The organism is Novosphingobium sp. AAP1 (genome assembly GCF_001295765.1).
GTDB lineage: Bacteria > Pseudomonadota > Alphaproteobacteria > Sphingomonadales > Sphingomonadaceae > Novosphingobium > Novosphingobium capsulatum.
In genome coordinates this window covers 288,351-314,691 of sequence record NZ_LJHO01000003.1, presented here as the reverse complement: position 1 = coordinate 314,691, position 26,341 = coordinate 288,351, and the positions used below count along the sequence as shown (strand labels likewise).

General features: G+C 68.4%; 21 protein-coding genes and 1 other annotated feature. Of the genes, 14 read left to right on the top strand and 7 right to left on the bottom strand.

Annotated elements, in window-relative coordinates; genetic code table 11:
* Positions 1–21 precede the first annotated feature (21 nt).
* Positions 22–1,749: a tannase/feruloyl esterase family alpha/beta hydrolase gene (locus IP65_RS08605; protein WP_197279237.1), complete on the top strand. Its 1,728-nt coding sequence runs from the start codon at positions 22–24 to the stop codon at positions 1,747–1,749.
* Here the strand turns inward: IP65_RS08605 and IP65_RS08600 are convergent, their stop codons facing one another.
* Positions 1,750–2,286, bottom strand: coding sequence for a DUF3237 domain-containing protein (locus IP65_RS08600; RefSeq protein WP_054131435.1), 537 nt, complete (start codon positions 2,284–2,286; stop codon positions 1,750–1,752).
* A 107-nt stretch (positions 2,287–2,393) separates the two neighbouring features.
* On the opposite strand from IP65_RS08600, the gene IP65_RS08595 reads away from it, so the two are divergent.
* The 4 genes from IP65_RS08595 to IP65_RS08580 all read left to right on the top strand — a co-directional run bounded on the left by IP65_RS08595 (position 2,394) and on the right by IP65_RS08580 (position 8,179).
* On the top strand, positions 2,394–3,497 hold the full coding sequence (locus tag IP65_RS08595; protein ID WP_231627616.1) for an alpha/beta hydrolase: 1,104 nt from the start codon (positions 2,394–2,396) through the stop codon (positions 3,495–3,497).
* A gap of 90 nt (positions 3,498–3,587) precedes the next feature.
* The gene (locus tag IP65_RS08590) at positions 3,588–4,577 is read left to right on the top strand and encodes a LacI family DNA-binding transcriptional regulator (protein ID WP_054131434.1); all 990 of its coding nucleotides are present in this window, start codon (positions 3,588–3,590) and stop codon (positions 4,575–4,577) included.
* Positions 4,578–4,782: 205 nt separating this feature from the next.
* Complete coding sequence (locus tag IP65_RS08585) at positions 4,783–7,146, top strand: TonB-dependent receptor (RefSeq protein ID WP_054131433.1); 2,364 nt, start codon at positions 4,783–4,785, stop codon at positions 7,144–7,146.
* A gap of 34 nt (positions 7,147–7,180) precedes the next feature.
* Positions 7,181–8,179: an alpha/beta hydrolase gene (locus IP65_RS08580; protein ID WP_054131432.1), complete on the top strand. Its 999-nt coding sequence runs from the start codon at positions 7,181–7,183 to the stop codon at positions 8,177–8,179.
* A 1-nt stretch (position 8,180) separates the two neighbouring features.
* Here IP65_RS08580 and IP65_RS08575 read toward each other — a convergent pair whose 3' ends face one another.
* The 4 genes from IP65_RS08575 to IP65_RS08560 all read right to left on the bottom strand — a co-directional run bounded on the left by IP65_RS08575 (position 8,181) and on the right by IP65_RS08560 (position 12,330).
* Entirely contained in the window at positions 8,181–9,431 is a 1,251-nt protein-coding gene (locus IP65_RS08575) for an arsenic transporter (RefSeq protein ID WP_054131558.1), read from the bottom strand.
* An 8-nt stretch (positions 9,432–9,439) separates the two neighbouring features.
* The gene (locus tag IP65_RS08570; protein WP_054131431.1) at positions 9,440–10,687 is read right to left on the bottom strand and encodes an MFS transporter; all 1,248 of its coding nucleotides are present in this window, start codon (positions 10,685–10,687) and stop codon (positions 9,440–9,442) included.
* An 84-nt stretch (positions 10,688–10,771) separates the two neighbouring features.
* Positions 10,772–11,638 carry an alpha/beta fold hydrolase gene (locus tag IP65_RS08565; RefSeq protein ID WP_054131430.1) on the bottom strand — a complete coding sequence of 289 codons (867 nt, stop codon included), beginning with the start codon at positions 11,636–11,638 and terminating at the stop codon, positions 10,772–10,774.
* Complete coding sequence (locus IP65_RS08560; protein WP_082349967.1) at positions 11,635–12,330, bottom strand: TetR/AcrR family transcriptional regulator; 696 nt, start codon at positions 12,328–12,330, stop codon at positions 11,635–11,637. The genes IP65_RS08565 and IP65_RS08560 overlap by 4 nt, the downstream gene beginning before the upstream one ends.
* 109 nt (positions 12,331–12,439) lie before the next feature.
* Between IP65_RS08560 and IP65_RS08555 the strand changes: the two genes are divergently transcribed.
* Positions 12,440–13,702, top strand: coding sequence for an MFS transporter (locus IP65_RS08555; protein ID WP_054131428.1), 1,263 nt, complete (start codon positions 12,440–12,442; stop codon positions 13,700–13,702).
* Between the two features lie 30 nt (positions 13,703–13,732).
* A complete protein-coding gene (gene pip / locus IP65_RS08550) occupies positions 13,733–14,677 on the top strand; it encodes a prolyl aminopeptidase (protein WP_054131427.1) in 945 nt (314 codons plus the stop codon).
* Here the strand turns inward: pip and IP65_RS08545 are convergent.
* Together IP65_RS08545 and nfsB are read right to left on the bottom strand one after the other, a co-directional pair.
* On the bottom strand, positions 14,665–17,682 hold the full coding sequence (locus tag IP65_RS08545) for a sensor histidine kinase (RefSeq protein WP_054131426.1): 3,018 nt from the start codon (positions 17,680–17,682) through the stop codon (positions 14,665–14,667). The genes pip and IP65_RS08545 overlap by 13 nt on opposite strands.
* Before the next feature lie 106 nt (positions 17,683–17,788).
* The gene (nfsB, locus tag IP65_RS08540) at positions 17,789–18,445 is read right to left on the bottom strand and encodes an oxygen-insensitive NAD(P)H nitroreductase (protein ID WP_255352180.1); all 657 of its coding nucleotides are present in this window, start codon (positions 18,443–18,445) and stop codon (positions 17,789–17,791) included.
* 197 nt (positions 18,446–18,642) lie between these two features.
* Positions 18,643–18,698 (top strand) — a sequence feature (sul1 is cis-regulatory element that is thought to sense ions involved in sulfur or methionine metabolism; They are found in Alphaproteobacteria).
* Between the two features lie 107 nt (positions 18,699–18,805).
* Here nfsB and IP65_RS08535 point away from each other — a divergent pair.
* The 7 genes from IP65_RS08535 (at position 18,806) to pnuC (ending at position 26,296) form a co-directional block, all read left to right on the top strand.
* Positions 18,806–20,275: a SulP family inorganic anion transporter gene (locus IP65_RS08535; RefSeq protein ID WP_054131424.1), complete on the top strand. Its 1,470-nt coding sequence runs from the start codon at positions 18,806–18,808 to the stop codon at positions 20,273–20,275.
* A 46-nt stretch (positions 20,276–20,321) separates the two neighbouring features.
* The gene (locus IP65_RS08530) at positions 20,322–20,654 is read left to right on the top strand and encodes a helix-turn-helix transcriptional regulator (RefSeq protein WP_022677752.1); all 333 of its coding nucleotides are present in this window, start codon (positions 20,322–20,324) and stop codon (positions 20,652–20,654) included.
* 13 nt (positions 20,655–20,667) lie between these two features.
* Positions 20,668–21,096 (top strand): arsenate reductase (glutaredoxin), encoded by a 429-nt coding sequence (gene arsC / locus IP65_RS08525; protein ID WP_054131423.1) that lies wholly within the window; start codon positions 20,668–20,670, stop codon positions 21,094–21,096.
* A 3-nt stretch (positions 21,097–21,099) separates the two neighbouring features.
* Positions 21,100–22,128: an ACR3 family arsenite efflux transporter gene (gene arsB, locus IP65_RS08520; protein ID WP_054131422.1), complete on the top strand. Its 1,029-nt coding sequence runs from the start codon at positions 21,100–21,102 to the stop codon at positions 22,126–22,128.
* A 102-nt stretch (positions 22,129–22,230) separates the two neighbouring features.
* The gene (locus tag IP65_RS08515; RefSeq protein WP_231627615.1) at positions 22,231–24,567 is read left to right on the top strand and encodes a TonB-dependent receptor; all 2,337 of its coding nucleotides are present in this window, start codon (positions 22,231–22,233) and stop codon (positions 24,565–24,567) included.
* Positions 24,561–25,703: a phosphotransferase enzyme family protein gene (locus IP65_RS08510; protein ID WP_231627635.1), complete on the top strand. Its 1,143-nt coding sequence runs from the start codon at positions 24,561–24,563 to the stop codon at positions 25,701–25,703. The genes IP65_RS08515 and IP65_RS08510 overlap by 7 nt, the downstream gene beginning before the upstream one ends.
* A complete protein-coding gene (gene pnuC, locus IP65_RS08505) occupies positions 25,700–26,296 on the top strand; it encodes a nicotinamide riboside transporter PnuC (RefSeq protein ID WP_054131420.1) in 597 nt (198 codons plus the stop codon). The genes IP65_RS08510 and pnuC overlap by 4 nt, the downstream gene beginning before the upstream one ends.
* Positions 26,297–26,341 lie beyond the last annotated feature (45 nt).

Sequence of the window (26,341 nt, the reverse complement as noted above, 5' to 3'; positions counted from 1 at the left end):
CCGATCGGGCGGGAAGAGGTAATGATGCGCGTGTCCCTGCGTTGTCTTGGCGGCTTGCTGGCCGGCATGTCGGTTTTCGCGTTCACCCCGCTGGCCCATGCCGCCGCGGCTGCACCGGCGCCGCTGGGCAGTGATAGCTGCGCCGCCCTGACGCAGGCGGGCCATGTTGCCTGGCCCGAGGCCGGCACGCGGATCGTGGCGGCGACCTGGCGCCCGGCCGGCTATGCCGTGCCGCTGGTGGGCCAGCCCGATGCCCCGCCCACCCAGGCCGTGCTGCCGGCCCATTGCGAGGTCGAAGGCGTGATGCACGAACGCCGTGGCGTCGATGCCCAGGCCTATGCCATCCGCTTCCGCCTGCGCCTGCCCAGCGATTGGAACGGGCGCTTCCTGATGCAGGGCGGGGGCGGCACCAACGGCACGGTGGGCGATGCGATCGGCAAGGTCAGCATGGACCAGGCACCGGCGCTTGCCCAGGGTTTTGCCGTGCTGGCGCAGGATTCAGGGCATGACAATGCCACCAACACCGATCCCGCGCGCGGCGGCATGGTGGCTTTTGCCCATGATCCCCAGGCCCGCGCCGATTACGGCGGCGCTTCGCTGCGCCCGGTGACTCTGGCGGCCAAGGCGCTGGTTGCGGCCTATTACGGGCGCAATCCGCGCTTCAGCTATTTCTATGGCTGTTCCAAGGGCGGGCAGGAAGGCATGGTCCTGGCCCAGCAGGAGCCCGATCTCTACAACGGCATCGTCGCTGCGGCGCCGGGCTTTGCCCTGCCGCGCGCCGCCCTGGCAGAGGCGTGGAATACCAAGGCAATGGGCGGCGTGCTGGCCGCGCGCGGCGACGCGCCCACCGTGGCAAACCTCGCCCGCGCCTTTTCCGTGGAAGACGGCACGCGCGTACGCCAGGCGATCCTGGCCGCGTGCGACGGGCTGGACGGTGCCAAGGATGGCATCGTCGCCGATGGCGCGCGCTGCACCAGCGCGCTGGTCGTGCCGCAATTGCGCGCCGCCGGCCTGAGCCCGGCCCAGGTCACCGCGCTGGAGCAGATTCACGACGGGGTGCGCGATGGCGCCGGGCGGCAGATCTATCCCGGCTTTGGCTGGGACGCCGGCTGGTTCGATCCAGGCTGGCGCATCTGGATGACCGGCAGCCCGGATGGGCGCGTGCCGGCGCTCAACGTGGTGCTGGGCGGGCCATCGCGCGTGGTGCTGTTTGCCACGCCGCCGGGCAATGTGCCGCTGGCGCCCGATGCCATCCTGGCGGCGCAACTGGCGTTTGATCCGGCGCGCGATGCCGCGGCGGTGACCGCCACCGCGCCGGGCTGGCCGCGCTCTGCCTGGCAGGACGTGGGCGCGCATGTGCCCGATCTCGATCGCTTCCAGGCGCGCGGCGGCCGCCTGATCGTGCCGCATGGCGCCTCCGATCCGGTCTTTTCGCTCAATGATACGCTGGGCTGGTGGCGCGCGCTCGATCGCCACAGTGGCGGGCGTGCGGCCGGCTATGCCCGGGTGTTTCCGGTGCCGGGCATGGCGCATTGCGCCGGTGGCCCGGCCACCGATCGCTATGACGCGTTGCGCGCGCTGGTCGATTGGGTGGAGCAGGGCAAGGCGCCCGAAGCGCTGGCGGCCAAGGCCGGCCCGGCCACGCCCTGGCCCGGGCGGGAGCGGCCGCTGTGCCGCTATCCGCTGGTGGCCAGGACCAAGGGCGGCGTGACGGCCTGCGCCATGCCACCCAAGACCGCCCGCCGCTGATCAGCGCACCTTGTAGACGGCAATGTCCACGGCCGGATGGGCAGGATCGCTGCCGCCGGTGACCGTGGCGACATAGGCGCCGCTGTTGAGCCAGCCTTGCGGGCCGAGCGGCGCCTCGAACATAGGCATGCCCACCATCTGCGGCTTTTCGCCGTGGGGGCCGGGGCAGGCCTTGGCGTGGTTGACCACGTTGATCACGGCCCCGTCGGCGGCCTTGAGCATATAGTCGGCATGCAGTTCGATGCAGCCGCCCGCTCCGTGCAACTGCCAGTCCCACCCACCGGGCAGCACCACGCCGTGCAGCATGGGCCCATCGACCGTGCCCCCGGTAATGCGCACCAGGCTGCGCCCGCCGCGCGGCGTCTGGCCCACGTCAAGGCTTTCGCCCAACAGGACATGCGCGCGGAACGCCGGCTCCAGCACGGGGGGCGGTGCCATGGGCGCATCGGCATGGGCCAAGGCGGGCAGCGCAGCGACAGGGGCGGCGAGAAGGGCCAGCGCCGGGGCGGCAAGGCGTGGTAACAGGGTTGCGAACATCGGATGGTGGGCCTTTCAGGATGGCGCTCTTGCGCGTTTGAGTAAACGATTGTGCAAATAGCCGCCTTATGCAAGATGGCATGGCCGCGACGGCGAGGGAGAAGGTGATGATCAACAGACGGTCGGTCTTGCGCCGGGGTGGCGTGGCGCTGGGGGTTGGCCTGGGTGGGATGGGCCTGAGCAGCCTGGGCATCGGCGGGCTGGACTTTGCCAGCGCGGCGGCGGCCGATCCGCTCGCCGGCGTCGATCCCGAGTTGCGCGCTGGCGCGGCCACTGTCCTGGCCATGGGGGCCAAGCTTTCCCCGCTGACCACCGCGCGGCTGCCGATCCTGCGCGCCGGCGGGGCGGCGATGGCCGGGCCGCTGCGCGCCGATGTGCCGGTGGAAGCGCGCAAGATCGCGGTGGGGCCAGGCATTCCCGACGTAACGGTGCAGGTGATCAATGCCAGCAGCGGGGCCGGCAGCCGGGCCAGCGGTGGCCCGCGCCCGGCGATCCTGCACACCCATGGCGGCGGGTTCGTGGCCGGTTCCGCCCTGGCCGAGCGCGGCTATCTGCAGGATTTTGCCCACGCCCTCGATTGCGTGATCGTCTCGGTGGAATACACCCTGGCGCCCGAGGCACGGTTTACCCGATCGGTGGCGGAAACCTATGCCGGGCTGCGCTGGCTGCATGACCAGGCCGAGGCGCTGGGCGTCGACCGGCGGCGGCTGGCGGTGATGGGCGAAAGCGCCGGTGGCGGCCATGCCGCCCTGCTGGCGATCCAGGCGCGCGACCGGGGCGAGGTGCCGCTGGTCTTGCAGGTGCTGACCTATCCCATGCTCGATGATCGCACCGGCAGCACGGTGATGCCGCCTCCGGGCATCGGCAAGCTGGGCTGGGACGCGCAGGCCAATCGCTTTGGCTGGGAGAGTTTCCTGGGCGCCACGCCGGGATCGCGTGCGGTGCCGGCGGCCGGGGTGCCGGCCCGCTGTGCGCGCCTGGCCGGCCTGGCGCCGGCGTTCATCGCGGTGGGCGGGATCGATCTGTTCGTGGATGAAGACATCACTTATGCCCGGCGCCTGACCGATGCCGGCGTGCCGACCGAACTGCTGGTGATCCCCGGCGCCTATCACGGGTTTGACCGCGTGGTGCCCGATGCATCGCCCTCGTGCCGGTTGATCGCGGCGCGGCTGGCGGCCTTGCGCCGCGCGTTTGGCCAGCCGGCGGGATAGGCGCCCGCCTGGGCACAGGCATGGCCTTGCCGTGGGATAGCCGCCGCGCCATGGTGCCGGCGGCAGCGGCGATACGATGAAACGGACCACATGAATCTCAAGCAATTTGCTGAACTGGCAGGGGTTTCCACCGCAACCGCATCCCGCGCGCTGAGCGGGACGGGCCGGGTCAGCGAAGAGACCACCAGCCGGATCGTCGCCCTGGCGGAAAAGCTGGGCTATCAGCCCAACGCAATCGCCCGCAACCTGCGCACCCAGCGCACAATGACGGTGGGCGTGGTGGTGCCAATGGGCCACGATGCGTTGCAGCACCTGTCTGACCCGTTCTTCAACACGATGATCGGCTTCCTCGCCGATGCCCTGGTCGAGCATGGCTATGACCTGCTGCTCTCGCGCGTGCTGCCCGATGATGAGCGCTGGCTGGATCGCTATATCGGCACCGGCCGGGTCGATGGCATTCTGGTGATCGGCCAATCGGATCAATACCATGTGATCGAAAGCATGGCCCGCCGCTATCGCCCGATGGTGGTGTGGGGCGGGCAGATGCCAGGGCAGCGCCATTGCGCGGTGGGATCGGACAATTTCCGCGGCGGGCAGATGGCGGCCGAACATCTGATCGCGCGGGGGTGCCGCCTGCTGGCCTTTGCCGGGCCGGGGCTGGGGGTGGAATTTGGCGAGCGCCTGGCCGGGGTGCGCGCCGCGCTGGCCGCTGCCGGCCTGCCGCCGCCGGTGGAACTGCCCTCGCACTTCGAGCCCGATGCCGCCTATCGCGATCTGGCCAAGCACCTGGGCGCGCTCGACAGCATGCCCGATGGCATCGTTGCCGGCGCCGACGTGACGGCCGCCAGCATGCTCAAGGCGCTGGCCGAAATGGGCTGTGACGTGCCGGGCACGATCAAGGTGATCGGCTATGACGGGCTGCCGATCGCCGGGCATCTCGTGCCCGCGCTCACCACGATCGACCAGCACTTGCGCGAAGGGGCGCGGATCATGGTCGATCTGTTGATGCGGCGCATTGCCGGCGAAGACGCCGCCTCGGTGCGGATCGAGCCGCGCCTGCTGGTGCGCCAGTCAACCTGAGCGCAAGCCACCTGACGACAGCCCACCTGACGACAGCCAACGTGACAGCGTGAGACACCCGCCAAGGCGGCCAGGGCAATTTTTGTGCATCGATGCGCAATCGATTGCGCAAACGAAAATGATGGCGTAGGCGTAGCGTCGAATCGCGGACGACCACGCGCCGGCCCGGCCGGTGCAGCGCCGATCCAACCAGGGAGAGAGACACATGATCCATCGCACCATCCTGCTCGGCTCGGCCGGCATCCTGGCCTTGGCCCTGACGGCGCCCACCACCGCCTTGGCGCAGGAAGCCGCCCCGCAGGCCGCGCCCGAGGCTGTGGCCGATACGCCACCGGCCGAAATCGTCGTCACCGCGCAAAAGAGCAGCGAGCGCATCAGCAAGGCGCCGATCGCCGTCAGCGTGGTGGCGCAGGGCCTGCTCGATCGCCAGGGACTGACCACCGGCGAACAGCTGGCCACCACGGTGCCTTCGCTCAAGCTGTCGCAGAACGGCTTTGCCATTCGCGGCATCGGCAGCAACAACGGCTTCAGCGGCTATTCCACCGTCGCCACCCAGATCGACGGCATCTACAATCCGTTTTCCGCTGCGCTGACCATGGCGGTGTTCGACGTGGCCTCGATCGAGGTGCTGCGCGGGCCGCAGGGCACGGTCTATGGCCGCAATGCCACGGCCGGCGTCGTCAACATCAACACTGCGGATCCGGGGCGCAACCTGGGCGGCAGCGCCAGTGTGCAATATGGCCGCTTCAACGATATCCGCGCCCAGGCCGCGATCGACCTGCCGATTGCCGATACGTTCGGCATCCGCATTGCCGCCTTCCACCAGATCAACGACGGCTATGGCCCGCAGTTCAAGACCGACCGCTTTGACAAGACCGATCTGTCGGCCGTGCGTGTCACTGCCAAGTGGGATATCACGCCCACGTTGAGCTGGCGCGTTTCGGGCGCCTATGGCGAAAACAACAGCACCGTGCCGGCGGTCTATCTGCGCAACTATACCTATTATCCCAATGCCGATCTCAAGGCCGGCACGTTCGGCCAGGGCGTGATCGTGCCGAGCGATGCGGTCAATCCCGGCCTCGATCTGGTGACCAACAATCGCCAGGCGGTCAAAAGCTATGACGTGCGCTCGAAGATGGTGTGGCGCGCATCGGGCGCGCTTAGCCTGACCTGGCTGGCTGGCTATTCCGAACTCAAGAACAACGGCGTGACCGCAACCAGCGGCGTATTCTCGCAGGAATACATCAACCAGCGCATGCAGACCTGGTCGCACGAACTTGACGTGAACTATGAAAGCGGGCCGATCAAGCTCGTTGCCGGCGCCTATATCTCGGAAGACAAGCAGCCCTCGGGCCAGCGCCTGCTGCACGCCGGCAACACCGCGCCGGCACCGTTCAACAGCGTGTACAACATCTTTGGCGCCAAGGTGGCCGGCACCGGCAACCAGATTTCCACGATCAGTGCGGTGGACGTGGTCAACACCTATTCGGGCACGGGCAGCCGTTCCAAGGCGCTGTTCGGCCAGGCGACGCTCAAGCCGGTATCGGGCCTGCGCATCAACCTGGGCCTGCGTTCCACCTGGGACAAGGTGTTCTCGCGCGAGCAGCAGCTGGTCTGCCAGGGCGACACGGTGACGCGCGCCAATATCAACTCCACCACCTGCCCGACCTTTGCCCTCGCCTATACCGACGACAGCAACCGCCCGGCGGCCAAGTTCAGCAAGGTGAACTGGAAAGTCGGCCTTGATGCCGACATCACGCCTGACGTGATCGGCTATGCCTCGGTATCGACCGGCTATCGCGGCGGCGGCCTGCAGGCCAGCACCAACCCCGCTGCGTTCCGCCAGTATGCGCCTGAAACCGTGACCAACTATGAAGCGGGCTTGCGCGCCAACCTGCTCAACAACCGCTTGTTCGTGGGCCTTACCGCCTATCAGATGGACTATCGCGACCTGCAGGTTTCGACGATCATCGTCGATCCGGTGCAGGGGCCGATCGCGGTGACGACCAATGCCGCCAAGGCGCGCATTCGCGGGCTGGAGCTGGAAACCACGTTCCGGCCGACCTCGGCCGATCGCTTCTCGGGCTATATCTCGCTGATGGACGCCAAGTTCCGCAGCTTTGCCAATACGCCCGATGGGCTGCTCTATGCCGATACGATGTACAACATCTTTGCGCCGCTGCTGGGCTATGCGCCGATCAATGCCGCCACGACCGACAATACCGGCAAGCGCCTGCCCAATGCCCCGACGTTCAGCGCGCGCGCCAGCTATGGCCACACGTTCACATTTGCCTCGGGCGCCAAGATCACGCCGGCGGTGGATTTCTATTACCAGACTCACAGCTATGCCACGGCGCAGAACATCGCGCAGGGCCTGATCGATGGCTATACCAAGACCGACCTCAACCTGCAGTTCGACGAGGCCAGCGGCCATGCCTATGTCAACCTGTTCGTCAATAACCTGGAAGATCGCCGCATTCCCACGCTGGTGACGCCGGTGTGGAGTTCGACCACGGCAAGCTATGCGCCGCCGCGCACCTATGGCATTCGCATCGGCTTCAAGTATTGACGCTGGAAAGCGCGAACGTGCGAAGGGAAGGGCGATGGACCATGCAATCAACCGGCGGGGCATGCTGGGCCTGTTGGGGGGCGCCATGATGGCCGGTTCGTTTGCCGATGCAGCGGCGGGCCATGCGCGCGCGCCGCTGCAAACCCCGATCGGGGCGAGCGCCCTGCCGCCGGCGTGGCAGGCGGCAGAGGCCGTGCCGCTGTGGCAGGGGCGCGTGGCGCCGGGTGGAACCTTTCACCCGGTGGCGCGCGCGGCCGATCTGGCGGCCACGTTCGTGACCGACGTGGCTGTACCGGAACTGCGCGTGTTCCGCCCGCAACACGGCAATGGCCGCGCGCTGCTGGTGATTCCGGGCGGCGCCTATACCTTCGTTTCGGTGCGCAACGAAGGCGTGGACGTGGCCGCGCGGTTTACCGCGCTGGGCTATACCGTGTTCGTGCTGGTCTATCGCCTGCCCGGCGAAGGCTGGACCCCGCGCGCCGATGTGCCGCTGGCCGATGCCCAGCGCGCGATGCGGCAGATCCGCGCCTTGGCCGGCGCTCACGGGTTTGATCCGGCGCAGGTGGCGGCGATCGGCTTTTCCGCCGGTGGCCATCTCGCCGCTTCGCTGCTGACCGGGTATGACGAGGCCTTGTTCGCGCCAGGCGATGCGATCGACCGTCTGGATGCGCGGCCGGCCTGCGGCGTGCTGGTCTATCCGGTCATCGCGATGGAGCCGCCCTATACTCACGCGCTGTCGTGCAGCCGCTTGCTGGGCGATCATCCCGATGCGGCGCTGATCGCGCGGCGATCGCCGGCGCGCCATGTCGGCGTGCAGACGCCGCCGGTGATGCTGGCGCATTCGTTCGATGATCCGGCCGTGCCGTGGCAGAACAGCACGCTGTTCATCGAAGCGATGCAGGCCGCCCACCGCCCGGTGGAGGCGCATTTCTTTGAAGAAGGCGGCCACGGCTTTGGCACCGGCCCGGCCAATGCGCCGGCCGGGCAGTGGACAAACCTGGCCGCAAGCTGGCTCGACCGCCAGCTGGGCTAAGCTAAGCCAGAAATACCCGGCACAGCAGCGCGAGGGCGAGGGCGGGCGGCATCGCGATCAGGCCCAGCTTGAAGAACGTGGCAAAGCCCACGTCTTCGCCCTCGCGCCGGATCACCTGCAGCCACAGAATCGTGGCGAGCGAGCCGGTGATCGACAGGTTCGGCCCAAGATCGACACCGATCAGCAGGGCATCGACGACCACGCGCGGCGGATGTGCCAGGGCCACTGTTCCGGCCGCGACCAGCCCGGCGGGCAGGTTGTTCATGATGTTGCAGACAAACGCCAGCACCGTTCCGGCGGCCAGCGCAGTCGTTGCCGGCTGGGCCGTGGCCTGCGACAGCATCCGCGCCAGGGCGCCGATCGCGCCGGTACGATCCACCGCCTCTACCACCACGAACAGGCCGGCCACCAGCGGCAGCACGCCCCAGGAAATGTGGCGCGCCAGGCCCAGCGGCGATTGCCGCGCGAACAGCGATACGCCGATGGCGCAGGCCAGGCCCGCCACGGCCGTGGGCAGACCGAGCGGGCGATCGAGCGCCGAGGCCGCCAGCAGCACGCCGGCCGTCAGCACGATGGCCAGCACCGCCGCCTTGCCCGCGCGCGACAGGGCGGGCCGTTCCACCACGGCGGCGCAAGTGCCGGCCAGATCGCGGCGGAAATACCAGCGCAGCACGGCATAAGTGGCGCCGATCGCCGCCAGGGATGGCAGGGCAAAGGCCGCCAGCCACGGCCCCAGCGGCGGCATGTGCCCGCCATAGAGTACGAGGTTGGCGGGGTTGGAAATCGGCAGCACGAAACTGGCCGCATTGGCGATGAGCGCGCAGGCAAACAGAAGTGGTAAGGGCTCTGCCCGCGCCTTGCGCGCCACGGCAAAGACCGCCGGGGTCAGCACTACGGCGGTGGCATCGTTGGACAGGAACACGGTGACCACCGCGCCAGTGGCATAGACCAGGGTGAACAGCCGCGCGCGCGATCCGCCGGCGTGGTTGACGGCGGCCGCCGCCACCCAGTCAAACACGCCGTGCTGGCGCGCCGCCTCGCTCAGCAGCATCATGCCGGTCAGGAACAAGTAAACGTCGAGCCCCTTGGCCACGGCGGCGCCGGCGGCGGGCAGCGGCATCAGCCCGGTCAGTACCAGCAGCGCGGCGCCGCTGGCGGCCCAGATCCATTCGGGCCAGCGCATCGGGCGCGCGATCACCCCGGCGGTGGCAAGGCTGGCGATCGCCCAGATGGCGCCGGTGGAAGTTGACATCGACGTCGTCATGGCCGCCCGGCGCCGGCCGCGCAAGCCGGGCGCAGCGTGCCGGCAAAGCCTATCCACAGCGCCAGGCTGGCGAGGGCAAAGCCGCCGAGGATGAAGAACGTGGCGTGATAGCCCAGCATCTGCGCCAGCCAGCCGCCGATCGCGGGAGAGAGGCTGGCGCCCACGCCCTGCACCGTCATCACCGCGCCCTGGCCCACGTTGACGTGGCCCGTGCCATCGAGCAGGCAGGCGATCAGGCCCGGCACCGCCACGCTCTGCAGGCCGGCGCCAATGCCGTCGAGCGCCTGGACCGGCCACACGCCCCAGTGTTCGATAAACGCGCCGGCAAGCAGCCCGCGCAGCGGCAGCGCCGCGAACGACACCAGCAGCACCAGCCAATAGCCGCGCTGATCCGCCAGTTTCATCGCCGCGAGGCTGGCAACGATCATCACCGCCTGGGCGACCATCACCGTGGTCGCGGTGAACATGGCCGGATCGCCCTTGCCCATGCCGACCACCGCCATGCCATAAAGCGGCAGCATCGCCCCGTTGCCGAGGTGAAAGCAGGCGAGCGCGGCGGCGAGGATCAGCAGCGGCTTGTTGGAAAGCAGTTCACGAAAGCCCTCGGCCTGGCCATCGGCGGTGGCCTGGTGTTCCGGCTCCAGCCCGCGCGCGGCGCGGTGATCGATCGCGCGTTCGGGGATCGAGAGCACGGCGGTGATCGCCAGGACGCCGAACGCTGCCGCCAGGAAGAAGATCGCCGGCATGCCAAAGCGCCAGCCGAGCCAGCCCGACAGCCCGGCGCCGACCAGATTGCCGGCATGGTTCCACGCCTGGTTGCGGCCGTTCTGTGCGTTGAACCCGCGCTGCCGCACTACGCCCAGGGTAATCCCCGCCACGGCCGGGCCGATCGCTGCGCCGGCAATCGCGGTGGCGACCTGGCTGCCGGCGACAACCAGGAACGCCTGCGACCACAAGAGCAGGAACGAGGCGAGCACGGTGCAGATGCCGGTGATCACCACCACCCAGCGCTTGTGCGCGGTGTGATCGATAAAGGCGCCGGCCGGCACGGTCATCGCCATGCCGGCAATGCCGCCGGCGGTCATCACCGTGCCGATAGGTCCGGTCTGCCAGCCGCGCTGCTGCAGGAACACGCCCAGGAACGGGCCGATGCCGGCCTGCATATCGGCCATGAAGAAATTGAGCGCCTGCAGGGCGCGGGTTGCGCGCCGCCGATCGGCATTGTCCGTTGCTGCTGCGCCCACGCCCTTAACCCTTTGAACCCGCTTTGGCTGGTGAACTCTGCCGTGGCGGGATGTTTCCCTGGCAATGGGGGCATGGGGTGCGGCTTAGGGCAGGGTGGCGAAAAAGGCCTCCAGCGCGGCGAGGCTGTCGGGCTCGTCCATCATCGGGGCGTGGCCGATGCCGGGAATGGCGGCGAGCCGGGCCTGCGGCTTGCCCGCGACCATGGCCCGGGCCACGGCTTCATCCAGCAGATCGGTGGCCGTACCGCGCAGCAGCAGGACTGGGCGATCCTGGGCAAAGGCATGCCATTTACCCCAGGGATCGGGATCGGCCACGATCTTGCCAAAGGCCTCGGCGATGGCCGGATCGTAATCCGCCACGATCGCGCCGTCCTCCTCGCGGAACAGGCGGCGGGCCATGGCCAGCCAGTCTGCCGCGCCATGGTGGGGAAAGACATCGGCGTTGAGCGTGGCGCAGGCCTTGGCCGCATCGTCCCATGTGGCGATCGCGCCACCTTTGCCGACATAGCCGGCGATGCGCGCCAGCCCGCGCGGCGACAGTTCCGGGCCGATATCGTTGATGACGGCGGCCGCGACGCGGGCGGGGGCGTGGGTGGCGAGGGCCACCGTGATCAGCCCGCCCATCGACGTGCCGATGAACACCGCGCGGGCAATGCCCAGGTCATCGAGCAGGGCGCAGACATCGGCCACATAGGTGTCCACGTCATAGCGCTGCGCCGGATCGCGCGCCGAAAGCCCGCGCCCGCGCATGTCCAGCGCCAGCACGCGGCGCCCGCGCGCGGCGAGCCACGGGGCGAGCGCCTCGAAATCGCGAGAATTGCGGGTCAGGCCGTGCAGGCACACCACCGGCAGCCGCGCCGGGCCGGGCGCGGCGGCATAGTCACGCCCCGACAGCGCCAGCCCATCGGGCGATGTCCACTGGCGCAGGGCGAACGGCGCAGAACCCGTCACGCGCGTTCCTCCCCGCTGGCACGTGGCGATGACAGGCCATGGGCAAGCAGGCGGCCGGCCTCTTGCACCACGGCTTCGGGGGCCTCATCGCCCCACACGCCAAAGCGCAGGCCGAGGAACACGTTCATGCCCATGATCGCCCAGGCGCGCACCTCGCTGTCGCCGGCGCTGATCTCGCCGCGCTGGGCGGCCGCTTCGAGCCGGGCGGCGATGCGCGCGGCCGAATTGGTGTAGTGCTCGCGATAGGCGGCCGGATCGACGAATTCGGATTCATCGATGATCCGGTAGATCTCCTTGTGCTGGCGCACGAAGTTCAGATAGGCGAGCTGGCCGGCGCTTTCGGCGGCAAGCTGGTTGGGCGCGGCGGCAATGCTGGGGCCGACGAAATCCTTCACTTGCCCCGATAGATCGCGCACCAGCGCCTGGAAGATCGCTTCCTTGCTGTCAAAATAAACGTAGAAGCTGCCGGTGGCGACCCCGGCGCGCGCGGTGATCTGGCTGATCGCGGCATCGTGGAAGCCCTTTTCGCCAAACTCTTCCGCCGCCGCATTGAGCAGCGCGCGCAGCGTGCGCCGGCCGCGCTCGGTCTTGGGCACCTTGGACGGGCGGGGCGCTGGTGCTGCCGCCGCCGCATCTGGCTGCGGTGCCGCCGTGGCGGAGGAAGGCGCGGGAGAAGTCCGGGTTTCAGCCATGAGCAGCCAGTTCTAATTTGAAGAGTGATTCATTTTTCACTAGTATGCCGGAACCGGCCGGCAGCGCAAGGTACAGCCAAGCCCATGCCGCGCTCAATGGGAGAGACGAATGCCACCTGCGCCAGAATCGCACGATAGCCTGCCCTTGCTGCGCCGCCCGGCGTTCGTGCTGGCGATGCTGCTGGTGGTCTATACCTTCAATTTCATCGACCGGCAGATCCTGGGCATTCTCGCCGGGCCGATCAAGGCCGATCTGGGCTTGAGCGATACGCAACTGGGCGCGCTGGGCGGCTTTGCCTTTGCCCTGCTCTATTCCACCATGGGCCTGCCGCTGGCCTGGCTGGCCGATCGGCGCGGGCGCACGCGGGTGATCGCAGCCTCGCTGGCGGTGTGGAGCGCGTTTACCGCGCTGTGCGGCATGGTTTCGGGCTTTTGGGCGATGTTTGCCTGCCGGCTGGGGGTGGGGGTGGGCGAGGCCGGCGGCGTAGCGCCATCCTATGCGCTGATTTCCGATACCTTTCCGCCGCAGCGGCGGGCGCGGGCCCTGGCGATCTATTCGCTGGGCATCCCGCTGGGATCGGCAGCGGGCATCCTCCTGGGCGGCTATGTCGCGGCGGCGGTGAACTGGCGCGCGGCGTTCCTGGCGGTGGGCCTGGCTGGCCTGGCATTCACCCCGCTGTTTGCCTGGACCGTGCGCGATCCGCGCCGTCCGCAAGCGGGCGAAGCGCCGGCGATGCGCGCGGTGCTGGCGATCCTGGCGCGCAAGCGCAGTTTCTGGCTGCTGGCGCTGGGCGCGGCATCGTGTTCGATGATGGGCTATGGCCTGGCGTTCTGGCTGCCTTCGCTGATGCGCCGCTCGTTTGCCCTGGGCCTGGTCGAAACCTCGCAGTTCTTTGGCCTGCTGCTGCTGGTGGGCGGCTCTGCCGGGGTGATGGCCGGGGGCGTGCTGGCCGATTGGCTGGGCACGCGCAGCCGCGCCGCCTATGCCCGTGTGCCCGCGCTGGCGTTCCTGGCCGGGGTGCCGCTGTTCGTCGCCGGGCTCCATGCCGGCAGCGCCGCGCTGGCGTTCTGGCTGTTCCTGTTGCCCCAGGCGCTGGTCTATATCTGGCTCGGCCCGATCCTGACCGCTGTGCAGCACCTGGTGCCCGCACCGATGCGCGCCACGGCCTCTGCCGCGTTCCTGCTGATCAACAACCTGATCGGCGTGGGCCTGGGGTCGCTGACCATCGGCAAGCTGTCTGACCTGCTCACGCCGCATTTCGGCAACGATGCGCTTCGCCAGGCGATCCAGATCGGCCTGGGCTTCTACCTGCTCGCGGCCGTGCTGATGCTGGCAGGCGCGCGCCATCTGGCGCGGGAATGGGTGGATTGATTTTGCCGCGCCACGGCGCAACATAGGCCGATGTTGCGCACGCTCTATCCCCCGATCGAACCCTATGAAACCGGCACGCTCGATACCGGCGAGGGCCATGTCATTGCCTATGAACGCTGTGGCACGCCCGGCGCGACGCCGGCGGTGTTTCTGCATGGCGGGCCGGGCGGGGGCATATCGCCCACGCATCGGAGGCTATTCGACCCGGCGCGCTATGACGTGCTGCTGTTCGACCAGCGCGGTTGTGGCCGTTCCACCCCGCATGCCGGGCTCGAGGCCAACACGACCTGGCACCTGGTGGCCGATATCGAGCGGCTGCGCGAGATGGTCGGCGCGCAGCAGTGGCTGGTGTTCGGCGGGTCGTGGGGCTCCACCCTGGCGCTGGCCTATGCCCAGGCGCATGTCGACCGCGTCAGCGCCATGGTGCTGCGTGGCATCTATCTGTGTTCCCAGGCAGAGCTGGACTGGTTCTATCAGTTCGGCGTGTCGCAGATGTTTCCCGACAAATATGCCCGCTTTGTCGCGCCGATCCCGCCCGAGGAACGCGGCAACATTTTGGCCGCCTATCACCGCCGCCTGACCACCGGGCCGATGGAAGAGCGCATTGCCGCTGCGCGGGCATGGAGCCTGTACGAGGGCGAGACGATCACCCTGCTGCCCGATGCGGCCAACAGTGCCCAGCACGATGATGGCCATTTCGCCCTGGCCTTTGCCCGGATCGAGACGCACTATTTCACGCATGGCTGCTGGCTGGAGCCAGGCCAGCTGCTCGCCGGGGCAGAGCGGCTGCGCCATATCCCCGCCACGATCGTGCATGGCCGCTATGACATGCCGTGCCCAGCCCACTATGCCTGGGCGCTGCACCAGGCCTGGCCCGAGGCGGAGTTTCACCTGGTTGAAGGGGCCGGCCATGCCTTTTCCGAACCGGGCATTCTCGATCAGTTGATCCGCGCCACCGATCGCTACGCGCGATAGGCGCGGCGGCCGGGCACCTGCAACTGCACCACCACGCCGCCGGTGGCGCCGTTGCGGATTTCGATCCGCGCACCCAGCGTGGCGGCGCGTTCGCGCATGCCGATCAGGCCGAAATGGCCCGCCGCACCTTGCGTCGCGCCGGTAAACCCGACGCCATCGTCGCTGATCCGCAGGGTGAGCATGCGGCGGCCGTGATGCAGGGCAATGGTGATGGTCTGTGCCTGAGCGTGGCGACGGGCATTGGCCACCGCTTCGTGGGCGATCGCCACGCATTCCTCGGCCACGGCGATCGCCACCGTGCGCGGCTTGCCACTGCAGCGCAGGATCACGGGCGGCACATGGCCATCGCTGCATAGCGGCGCCAGCGCGCGCGCCAGATCGACGGCATCGGGCGCCGGGGAGCGTAAGTCGATCACGCGGTCGCGCGCGGCGGCAACCACGTCATCGCCGCGTTCGAGCGCGGCATCGAGTTCGGCCCGCGTGGTGCGATCGAGTGCGCCACGCGCGGCCACCGCCTGGAACCGCAGGATCAGGCCCTGCACCCCTTGCAGCAGGGTATCGTGCAATTCGCGCGCGATGCGCTCGCGCTCGGCGATCTGGCCCTCGCGCTTGGCCTTGGCGCGCGCGATCAGCACGCGGGTGCGCTGGCGATAGAGCGCCTGGGCCACGAACAGCACGAGCGCGGCGACGGCGAGGCGAAACCAGGTGGTCTGCCAGAATGCCGCGCGAATGGTGAACGTCAGCGCCGCGCCCTGCGGCTGCCAGGCGCCCTCACGGTCGGTGGTCTGCACGTCAAAGCGATAGGTGCCGGGCGCCAGGTTGGCATAGGAGATGTCTTGCGCCGTGCCGTTGGCCACCCAGCCATCGTCCAGCCCGCCAAGCCGCACGCGAAAGCGCCGCTGCGCCGGGGTGGCAAGATCGAGCACGCCATAGCGGATGGTGACTTGCGTCGTCCCCACCGGCAGCGCCAGGCCCGGCCGCGCTGGCCATTCGTGGCCATTGGCGCCCAGCGCGCGCACGAACAGCGAAAAGCGGGTTTCGGGCAGGGGATTGGCCCAGGGCAATGCTTCAAGCACGCCTTGGCGGGTGAGGGCAAAGACGCGATCGTGCCCATCGCGCACGATCTGTTCGCCCGCGCCGGCCTGGGGCAGGGCGATGCGGCGATCGTCATCATCAAACGTGACGTGCGGGATCGGCCGCGTCGGGTTGGCAAAGGCTTGGGTGAGCGCGGCGGTGCTGACCCGCGACAGGCCGTGATAGCCGATCAGCCAGGTCTGGCCAGCGGCGGTGGACACCACCCCGCGCGTATCGAACAGCCAGGGATGATCGCGCGCGTCGAGGATCTGCACGCCCTTGTCATCCAGGCGCAGCAGGCCGGTGGTGCCGCCTATCAGCACATCGTCAGCGCGCACGCTGAGCGTGCCGGGCCGCTCGAACCCGATCTTGCTGCCATCCCAGGTGCTGAGCGCACCATGATCGAGCCGGGCGATGGTGCGCCGATCGAGGATCATGACCAGGCGCCCCTGCCGGTCGAAGGCCAGGCTTTGCGGCTGGCCGAGCCGGGGGTCGAGCGCCACCGGTTCCAGCCGTGCCCCCACCTGGTGCAACAACCCCAGGCCGCTGGGCGAAAGCCACAGCGCGCCACTGGCATCGGCGGCGCAATCCTTCACTTCCAGCACGTGCCGGGGCATGGGAAGCATCTGGCCACGGTGCGGCCCGGCCACCACCTGGGCATGATCCGGGCTGATTGCCCAGACATCGCCATTGGCGCCCGCACACAGGCCCATGACCCACGGTGGCACCTGGGCCAGCGCGCGCGGCGCCTGGCCGGGATCGATCTGGTATACCGCCGCATCGTTGGCAAGATAGACACGGCCACCCTGGGCCGTGGCCAAGAGACCGCTGCCGCCGCGCGGCGCCATATTCGGCAGCACGCGCAGCGGTGAGGGAGAAAACCGGTCAAGCCCGCGCTCTGTCCCCACCCAGACATTGCCATCGCGATCAGCTAGGATCGGAGATGCGCGATCAGAAGTCAGGCCCTGCTCTTCGCCGATCCGCTCCACCGCGCCACTGCGCGGCCAGATCGCCACCAGGCCCGAAATCGCGGTGGTGGCCCAGATCCGCCCGAACGGATCGGCTACGGCGCGATAGAAGTTGGCCGGAGGCAGCGCGGTGCCCGGCACGACAAGCCGAGCGGCGGCGCCGCGATCCGGCACGCGGCGCACACCGTGGGAATCGATGAGATAGAGCGCATCGTCGGGCGTCTGCATCATGGCGCCGCCGCCCGACACGGTGAGCGGCACCGCCGTGGGGCGAAAGGGGCCAGGCCCAATCGGCCAGCGGAACGGCTGCCCGCCCCAGGTGACGAACCACATGTCCCCCTGGCGCGAAAGCAGTTGGGGTTCGGCCTCGTTGGTGTCGAACGTGGGGGCGATCATCGCCTGCCAACCGGTGGCGGTGTGGCGATAGACCGCGTGCTCGCCATCGCCCACCGCGATCCACGGCTCGCCATCCGGGCCGATCGTGATGCTGGTGATTTCGGCGGCATCGCCGGGGCGGCCGGCATCGTGCAGGCGCCCGTCGCGATAGACCGCCACGCCGCCGCGCCCGGCATAGCCCAGCCAGATGCTGCCATCGGGCGCGGCGGCCAGCGCGCTGACGGCGGTGGCGGCGCGCGGGTGGCCGGGCGGCGGCGGCACCGCCTCGAACGTGGTGCCATCGAAGCGGAACAGCCCTTCGACGCTGCCCACCCACAGGAAGCCATCCCGGTCTTGCGCCAGGGATTGCACAAAGCGCGGGGCATGATCGCGCGCGGTCCAGCTGCGATGCTGCCAGGCCGGCGGTGGTGCGGGTGGCGGTGCGGGCTGCTGGGCCGCGTGGGGCTGGACCGTCACTGGCGGGGCGCCCGCGCCGGACGCCGCCAGGCCTGCCAGGCCGCAGAGCGCGAACAGCACCACGGCGCCGCCGCGCCAGAGGGGGAAAAGTTTGCCTTGCGTGTGTGTCATGCCCGGTCGCCGTCCATCGGCAATCGCGGGCGCTTGCGCAAGGGTGTGTGTAAAAGCCTGCGCGCCGGGGCTTGCCCCAGCGCGCAGGCTTTTACCGCCCGCTCACTCAGACGCGGGTGATGATCGTTTCGATCGGCAGGCGCGACTTGGGCAGGCGGCCGTTGTAATCGGCATCCTTGTCGGCATAGCCCAGCGCGACCACGAACAGGCTGGTGAAGCCCTTGTCCCGCAGGCCGAATTCAGCGTCGAGCAGGCGCGTGTCGATCCCTTCCATCGGCGTGGCATCGATGCCCAGCGTGGCCGCGCCCAGCAGGAACTGCCCGAGATTGAGATAGACCTGCTTGTCCAGCCAGTGCTGCTGGTCGCGCGTGTCGAACTTGTGGATGCCCGAAAAGGTGATGCGCCCGCCATTGGCGCGCGCCTTCATCCCGTCGGGATCGGCGGCAAAGCGGCCATCAGCCTCTTCCTGGGCGGTAATGCGGGCGATGTGTTCGGCGCTGGCATCGATCAGGCTGGCAAAGACCACCACGTGCGAGGCATCGCGGATGGCCTTGGCATTGAAGGCAAAGCGTTCCTGCGCGGCCTTGGCCACGCGTTCCTTGCCTTCGTCCGTGCCGGCCACGATGAAGTGCCAGGGCTGGAGATTGGTGCTCGACGGGCTGAAGCGCAGCAGGTTTTCCAGCGTTTCGATATCAGCGTCGCTGATGCGGCGCGTGGGGTCATAGGCCTTGGCCGTGTGGCGACGGCGGGCGGTAGCAAGAATGTCGGACAGGGGAAATTCTCCTGGGGCTGGGCAGCCGGGCAGCGGGCGCCCGGCGGGGTGTCAGCCCGCGTTATGGGTATTGCCCACGGCATATTCCATGGCCTTTGGGGCAGGCCCGATCAGATCGGGCCATGATTTTTTCTCTGCACGCAGGGCATTGCCCTGGGCGCCGCGCGGCGATAGGGAGGCGCCAATCGCATGGACCCGGTGCAACCCCGGGTGGCTATTCCGGCCGCCAATCCGCCGGACAATGCTTGTCGCCGGGGCGCTTTCAGCCCTGTGGCCGGCCGATGGCAGCCCCTGCTGCCCGCCAGATCGGCCGCCTGATCGCCCGTTGCGACCTCCTCGGTTTTTTACAGCATGAACAACAGCAGTTTTGCGCGCTATCGCGCCGAATGGTGGGACAGCGCCACCAGCGCCCGGCGCGATGTCCTAGCCGGCATGGTCGGCACCTTTGCGCTTATTCCAGAGGTTATCGCCTTTTCCTTCGTCGCCGGGATCGACCCGGAAGTGGGCCTGTTCGCCTCGTTCGTGATCGGCATCGTCATTGCCTTTGCCGGTGGGCGCCCTGCGATGATTTCGGGCGCGGCAGGCTCTGTCGCGCTGGTTGCAGCAGCGTTGGTGCATGCCCACGGCCTGCCCTATCTGCTGGCCGCCACGCTGCTCGCCGGCGTTTTCCAGATCGTGTTCGGGCTGCTCAAGCTCGACGTGCTGATGCGCTTCGTTTCGCGTTCGGTGCGGACAGGCTTTGTCAACGCGCTCGCCATCCTGATCTTCTCGGCGCAGGTGCCGCAGATGCTGGATGTGACGTGGCATACTTATGCCCTCATCGCCGCCGGCCTGGCGATCATCTATCTGGCGCCGCGCATCACCACGGCGATCCCCTCGCCGCTGATCTGCATCGTGGCCTTGACTGCGATCAGCATGGCGTTTCCCATGCCGGTCCACACTGTCGCCGACCTCGGCCGCCTGCCTGCCACCTTGCCGTCGCTGACCTGGCCCGGCGTGCCGATGGCGTGGGAAACGCTGCGCATCGTCATGCCCTATGCCCTGGCGATGGCGGCGGTGGGCCTGCTCGAATCGATGATGACCGCCAGCGTGGTCGATGATCTGACTGAAACATCGAGCAGCAAGGCGCGCGAGTGCACCGGCCTGGGCCTGGCCAATCTTGCCGCCGGGCTGTTTGGCGGCATCGCAGGGTGCGGCATGATCGGCCAGACGGTGGGGAACGTGCGCTATGGCGGCCGCGGGCGGCTGTCCACGCTGGTTGCCGGGGTGTTCCTGCTGGTGGTGATGGTACCGCTGCGCCCGTGGGTGGCGCAAGTGCCGGTCGCGGCGCTGGTGGCGATCATGATCATGGTGTCGATCAGCACGTTTTCGTGGGGCTCGATCCGCGATCTGGCGCGCCATCCCAAGGTTTCGGGCGTGGTCATGGTGGCCACCGTGCTGGTGACCGTGGCCACCCACGATCTTGCCGCCGGTGTGGCCGTGGGCGTGCTGCTGAGCGGGGTGTTCTTTGCCTTCAAGGTGACGCGCATGATGGAAGTGCGCGACAGCTATGACGCGGCCAGCGATACGCGCACCTATGTCGTGACGGGCCAGGTGTTCTTTGCCAGCGCGGATATCTTTGCCGACCGGTTCGACCTGCGCGATGATGCCAGGCGCGTGCGCATCGACCTGACCGCCAGCCACTTGTGGGATGTCACCGCCGTGGGCGCGCTGGAAGACGTGGTTTCCAAGATGCGCCATCATGGTATCGCGGTGGAATTGATCGGGCTGAACCAAGCCAGCGCCATCCTCGTCGATCGCCTGGCGCCGGCAATTTCCTAGCACACCGGGGCTGGTCAACGCGAAACATATCCATTAATCTGGATATATGGATAGTGATTCGGCCATCGCGGCGCTGGGTGCCTTGGCGCAGGGCACGCGGCTAGACGTGTTTCGCGTGCTGGTGCGGCACGAGCCGGCCGGGCTGGCAGCGGGCGAAATCGCCCGCCTGCTCGGCGTGCCGCAAAACACCATGTCGGCGCATCTGGGCATCCTCGCCCGCGCCGGGCTGGTGCAGTCACAACGGCAAGGGCGCACGATCGTCTATCGGGCAGACCTCGATGGCCTGCGCGCCGTGATGCTGTTCCTGGTCACCGATTGCTGCGCGGGCAATGCCGCGCTGTGCGCGCCGCTGGTCGCCGCGCTATCCCCCTGTTGCTGAAAGGATCTGCGGCGTGAGCGTCGACATCGTCATCTACCACAACCCGGAATGCGGCACCTCGCGCAATACGCTGGCGCTGATCCGCAATGCCGGGATCGAGCCGCACGTGGTCGAATACCTCAAGACGCCGCCGGCGCGCGATCTGCTGGCGCAGCTGATCGTCCGCGCCGGCATCACGCCGCGCGAACTGTTGCGTGCAAAGGGCACGCCCTATACCGAACTGGGCCTCGACAATCCCGCGCTGAATGACAGCGCCCTGATCGATGCGATGATGGCCCATCCCATCCTTATCAACCGCCCGCTGGTAGTTTCGCCGCTGGGGGTCAAGCTGTGCCGCCCGTCCGAAGCGGTGCTGGACCTGCTGCCCCATGCGCAGCTGGGCGCCTTTGCCAAGGAAGATGGCGAGGTTGTGGTCGATGCTGCCGGGCAGCGGGTGATCTGAACCATGGGCACGTTCGAACGCTATCTCTCGCTGTGGGTGGCACTGTGCATCGTGGCCGGCGTGGCGCTGGGCCAGGTCTTGCCCGGGCTGTTTGCCGCGATTGCCGCCGCGCAGCTGGCACAGGTCAACCTGGTGGTGGCAGGGCTGATCTGGTTGATGATCGTGCCGATGCTGCTCAAGATCGATTTCGCGGCGTTGGGTGCGGTGCGCCAGCACTGGAAAGGGGTGGGTGTAACCCTGCTGATCAACTGGGCGGTCAAGCCGTTTTCGATGGCGCTGCTGGGCACGCTGTTCATCGGCTGGCTGTTCGCGCCGCTGCTGCCGGCCGGGCAGGGGCCATCCTATATCGCCGGGCTGATCCTGCTGGCGGCCGCGCCGTGCACGGCGATGGTGTTCGTGTGGTCCAACCTCTGCGATGGGGAGCCGACCTATACGCTGTCGCAAGTGGCGCTCAACGACGTGATCATGGTGTTCCTGTTCGCGCCGCTGGTCGGCCTGCTGCTGGGCGTGGCGGCGGTGCAGGTGCCCTGGGCCACGCTCCTGCTGTCGGTCGTGCTCTATATCGTCGTGCCGGTGATTGCCGCGCAAGTGTTGCGACGGGCTGTGCTGGCGCGCGGCGGACAGCCGGCGCTCGGCAGGCTGCTGGCCGCGCTTGGCCCGGTTTCGCTGGTCGCGTTGCTGGCCATGCTGGTGCTGCTGTTCGGCTTCCAGGGCCGGGCGATCGTGGCGCAGCCGGTGGTGATCGCGCTGTTGGCCGTGCCGATCCTGATCCAGGTCTATGGCAATGCCGCGCTGGCCTATTGGCTGTCGCGCCGCCTGGGGGTGGCCTGGTGCGTGGCGGCGCCCGCCGCGCTGATCGGTGCGTCAAACTTCTTCGAACTGGCAGTGGCGGCCGCGATTTCCCTGTTCGGGCTGCAATCGGGTGCGGCGCTGGCCACGGTGGTGGGCGTGCTGGTGGAAGTGCCGGTGATGCTGTCGATCGTGCATGTGGTAAAGGCCACGCGCGGCTGGTACGAACAGGCGCCGGCCTGAACCCTGCGGCAAACTTGCCCCCCGCCAAAAGGCCATGCTTTCGCCGCCGCGCATAAGGGTGTAGGCGCGCCCCCTTTGCAGGCAGAAGAAAGTGTAACAGGGATGATCGGCACGACGCGCAAGCGGGCCATGCGGGGCGCGGCCATGGCGCTGGCGATGATGGCAGGCACGGCCGCCGTCGCTGCCCATGCCGCTGCGGCCAATGATGCCGGCGCGGCTGACGGCACCCGCCCGATCCGCGTCATCGGCCATCCCGATCCCGAAGGGCTGCTGCCCGATACCGACGCGCCCAAGGCGGTCAGCACGATCGGCGCGGCGTTCATCGAAAAGCAGGCCGCCACGTTCAACGCGTTCCAGCTGGTCAACATCCTGCCCGGCGCGAACGTCGCCGGCACCGATCCGTTCGGCCTGTCCACCTCGTCCAGCCTTACCCTGCGCGGGTTGGGCCAGGATGCCATCGGCGTGACCATGGAAGGCGCGCCGCAGAACGACATCGGCTATTACTTTGCCTATCCGGCGCAGTTTGCCGATCCTGAAAATGTGGCGCGGGTGGAATTGAGCCAGGGCTCGGCCGATATCGCCGCGCCGGTGATCAATGCCGTGGGTGGGTTGCTGGCCTTGAGCCTGGACGCGCCGCACCGCGATTTCGGCGTGATGGCCGATGCCTCGCTCGGCTCGTTCAACGAACGCCGGGTGTTCGTGCGGGTCGATAGCGGCAATCTGGGCCAGGCGCCGGTGCGCGCGTTCCTGTCCTATTCCAACAACAGCGCCGACAACTGGCGCGGGCCGGGCGTGGACAAGCGCCAGCACATCGACGCCAAGATCGCCGGCGAATGGGGCAATGGCAACACCGCCAGCCTGTCGGTTTCCTATAACGACGCCAGCAATTCCACCTATCTCAGCCCGACGCTGGCCGATTGGCAGGCGCAGGGGCGCGGGTTCAACCTGTCGGCCAGCTATGGCGCGGGCGATCTCAACTATTGGCGGCTCTATCGCCAGCCGTTCCGCAACCTCTATTTCGCAGCGCCGGTGCATCTGGTGCTGGGCACGGGGCTGACGCTCGATACCACCAGCTATCTCCAGTTCGGCTATGGCAACTCGCCCTATGGCGCCTCGCTCGGGCCCGATGGCTATTACCCCGGTACTTATCTGGGCACCCAGGCGCTTGACGCGCCGCTCAAGCTCGCTGGCCTGGAAAATGGCGGCACGGTCAACGTGCTGGGCAACTGGCTGGGCGAACAGATGCGCGCCGGGCAGATCGCGCGGCTGACCCTGGCGCGCGGCGCCCACACGCTGACGGCCGGGCTGTGGATCGACTATGGCAGCGACCGCGTGGTGGAAAGCTTTACCCCGCTGGGCGCCAATGGCGATCCGGTCGATGGCTGGGCGCGCGACGAACACGCCGTGCGCACCGCCGATGGACGGCTGTTCTCGATCGGCGATACCAAGACGATCACCGTGGCCAAGGCGTTCTTCCTGGCCGACAGCGTGGCCCTGTCGCCGCGCGTGACGCTGGACCTGGGCTTCAAGGGAGTGGACCTGCTCCACGCCGGGCGCAACAATCTGCCCGGCAACCAGGGCCGCCTGCATTTCGATAGCTTTGCCGCGCTGCCGCGCGCATCGCTGCATGTGCGGCTGACCGATCGGCAGCAGGTCTTTGCCAATATTACCACCAACTTCCGCGCGCCCGACGAATACACGCTCTACGATACCTATGATGGCTATGGCGGCATTGCCACCTACGGCACCACCGCGCTGAAGAACGAATATTCGCTGGCGCAGGAACTGGGCTGGCGCTGGCAGGGGCGCAATCTGTCCGCCTCGGCCACCGGGTTTCACTATGCCTTCCGCAACCGCCTGGTGGCGACGATGGCCAACGTCAACGGCGCAATGGTCAACACCACGCTCAATGCCGGGCGGCAGGAAAGCTGGGGCGTCGACGCCGAAGTCGATTGGCGCCCGCTGGCGGGGATGAGCCTCTATGCCTCGGGCGAGTGGCTGCGCGCGCGGATCAAGGACAACCTGCCGGCGGGTGGCGATTTCCTGCCCACGGCGGGCAAGGTTGCGGTGTCGAGCCCGGCCTGGCAGTTTGCCCTGGGCGGCACCTATGACGATACGCGCCTGTTCGGCAGTTTCGCGATGAAATACCTCGGGCCGCAGTTTGCCACGTTCATGAATGACGAGCGCATTCCCGGCTATGCCACGCTCGACCTGTCGATCGGCGTGCACCTGGCCGCCTGGCTCGACGGCAAGCGCACCGATCTGCGCCTCAACGCCATCAACGTGACCGATCCCCATGTGCTGTCGGGCGTGCAGGCGGTAACGCCCGCCGCGCGCGACACCATCGGCACCGGCGGCACGCTGATCGCGGGTGCGGCGCCCAGCTATTACATCGGCAGCGGGCGGGCCTTCATGGTCACCCTGGCGCGGCAATTTTGAGCGGGGCCGAACACCGCGTGCATGGCATGGGCACGGCGCTGGAAGCGCCGGCCTGGCCGCCGATTACCCTGGCTGAAGCGGCGCAGGTGCTGGCGCGCCTGCCGCAAGGGGGTGAACTGCGGCGCCTGGACTGGCACAGCCCGCGCCCGTTCTCGGCCGCCGCGCTGGCGCAGGCAGAGCACGGCACGGTGTTCCTCAAGCGGCATCACCGCGCCATGCGCAGCGTGGCGGGCCTGGGCGCAGAGCATGCCTTCATGCGCCATCTGGCCGATCGCGGGCAGCCGGTGCTGCGCCCGCTGGCCGATGCCGCCGGGCACACCGTGCTGCCGGCGGGTGAGTGGGTGTGGGAAGCCCATCCCCTGGCGCCGGGCGACGATCTCTATCGCGATCGGCCCTCGTGGACGCCGTTTCTCAATGACCGCCAGGCCCATGCCGCCGGTGCTGCGCTGGCCCGCCTGCACCGCGCCGCCGCCGATCATGCCGCCCCGGCGCGCCCGGCCGAGCCACTGGTGAGCAGCGCGACGATCCTGGGCAGCCCTGATCCGCAGGCGGCGGCGCGCGCCTATGTCACCGCGCGGCCGGCCTTGGCCGGCTGGGTAGCGGGGCGCGCCTGGCAGGATGAACTGGCCGGCGTGCTGGCGCTGCACGATGCGCCCGGCGTGGCCAGCGCGCTGCGCCTGCGGCCCACGCTGTGGACGCACAACGATTGGCACCCCTCGAACCTGACCTGGACGAGCGGCGGCGCGGTGGCGGCGGTGCTCGATTTCGGGCTGGCAGATCGCGGCTTTGCCCTGCTCGACCTGGCGATCGCGCTGGAACGCAGCGTGGTGCGCTGGCTGGAACTGGGGGAGGGGACCGCACCCCTTGCCGAAATGGCGCAGGCCCGCGCGCTTGTGGCGGGCTATGCCCAGGAAGCGCCGCTCGACCAGGCCGATCGCGCGCTGCTGGCGCGGCTCTTGCCCTTGGCGCATGTCGAATTCGCGCTGGCGGAGGTGGACTATTTCGCCGGGCAGGTGCAGCGCCCGGGCGATGCCGCGCTGGCCTGGCAGGGCTATTTCATCGGCCATGCCGCGTGGTTCGCCGGGGCAGAGGGGCAGGCCCTGCTCTCCGCAATTGCGCAAGAGGATCAAGCATGAGCGTGCTGGAACTGGTGGCTGTGGTCGTCAGCTTGCTGGGGATATGGCTGACCGCGCGGCGGATGATGGTGTGCTGGCCGGTCAACATCCTGGCCTGCGCGCTCTATTTCAAGCTGTTCCTCGATGTGAAGCTCTATGCCGACATGGTGCTGCAGGCGCTGTTCGGCCTGGCCATGATCTATGGCTGGGTGGCCTGGGTGCGCAGCCGGAAGCCGGGCGCGCCGGCTGCCGGGGCCAGCGGCGCGGTGGATGTGGTGCCGCTGCGCCCGCTGGCGCTGCTGTCCGGGCTGGGCTACGGCGCGCTGGGCGCGGTGGCGATCGGCTGGTTCACCAGCCACTATACCGATGCCGCGCTGCCGAGGATCGATGCCGCGCTGTCGAGCTTCAGCCTGGTCGCGCAGTTCTGGGCGGCGCGGCGCCACGCGGAAAACTGGCTTTTGTGGATCGCGGCCGATCTCGTCTATGTCGGCATGTTCGTGTTCAAGGGCCTGTGGCTTACCGCCGGGCTCTATGCCGCGCTGGTGGTGCTGGCGGTGCTGGGCTGGCGGCAGTGGCGGCGCGGCGCCATGCCGGGCGAGATGGCAATCTCGTAACCCATATCAAGGAAAGCACGATTTCGCAGGGCAGGGTGGAACGGA

Coding starts and splice junctions, on each gene's coding strand:
- IP65_RS08600 (WP_054131435.1), bottom strand. CDS start 2,286: ATGTTCGCAACCCTGTTACCACGCCTTGCCGCCCCGGCGCTGGCCCTT.
- IP65_RS08585 (WP_054131433.1), top strand. CDS start 4,783: ATGATCCATCGCACCATCCTGCTCGGCTCGGCCGGCATCCTGGCCTTG.
- IP65_RS08530 (WP_022677752.1), top strand. CDS start 20,322: ATGGATAGTGATTCGGCCATCGCGGCGCTGGGTGCCTTGGCGCAGGGC.
- IP65_RS08590 (WP_054131434.1), top strand. CDS start 3,588: ATGAATCTCAAGCAATTTGCTGAACTGGCAGGGGTTTCCACCGCAACC.
- IP65_RS08595 (WP_231627616.1), top strand. CDS start 2,394: ATGATCAACAGACGGTCGGTCTTGCGCCGGGGTGGCGTGGCGCTGGGG.
- pip (WP_054131427.1), top strand. CDS start 13,733: ATGTTGCGCACGCTCTATCCCCCGATCGAACCCTATGAAACCGGCACG.
- arsB (WP_054131422.1), top strand. CDS start 21,100: ATGGGCACGTTCGAACGCTATCTCTCGCTGTGGGTGGCACTGTGCATC.
- IP65_RS08580 (WP_054131432.1), top strand. CDS start 7,181: ATGGACCATGCAATCAACCGGCGGGGCATGCTGGGCCTGTTGGGGGGC.
- IP65_RS08605 (WP_197279237.1), top strand. CDS start 22: ATGATGCGCGTGTCCCTGCGTTGTCTTGGCGGCTTGCTGGCCGGCATG.
- IP65_RS08555 (WP_054131428.1), top strand. CDS start 12,440: ATGCCACCTGCGCCAGAATCGCACGATAGCCTGCCCTTGCTGCGCCGC.
- IP65_RS08575 (WP_054131558.1), bottom strand. CDS start 9,431: ATGTCAACTTCCACCGGCGCCATCTGGGCGATCGCCAGCCTTGCCACC.
- IP65_RS08535 (WP_054131424.1), top strand. CDS start 18,806: ATGAACAACAGCAGTTTTGCGCGCTATCGCGCCGAATGGTGGGACAGC.
- pnuC (WP_054131420.1), top strand. CDS start 25,700: ATGAGCGTGCTGGAACTGGTGGCTGTGGTCGTCAGCTTGCTGGGGATA.
- IP65_RS08515 (WP_231627615.1), top strand. CDS start 22,231: ATGATCGGCACGACGCGCAAGCGGGCCATGCGGGGCGCGGCCATGGCG.
- IP65_RS08545 (WP_054131426.1), bottom strand. CDS start 17,682: ATGACACACACGCAAGGCAAACTTTTCCCCCTCTGGCGCGGCGGCGCC.
- IP65_RS08560 (WP_082349967.1), bottom strand. CDS start 12,330: ATGGCTGAAACCCGGACTTCTCCCGCGCCTTCCTCCGCCACGGCGGCA.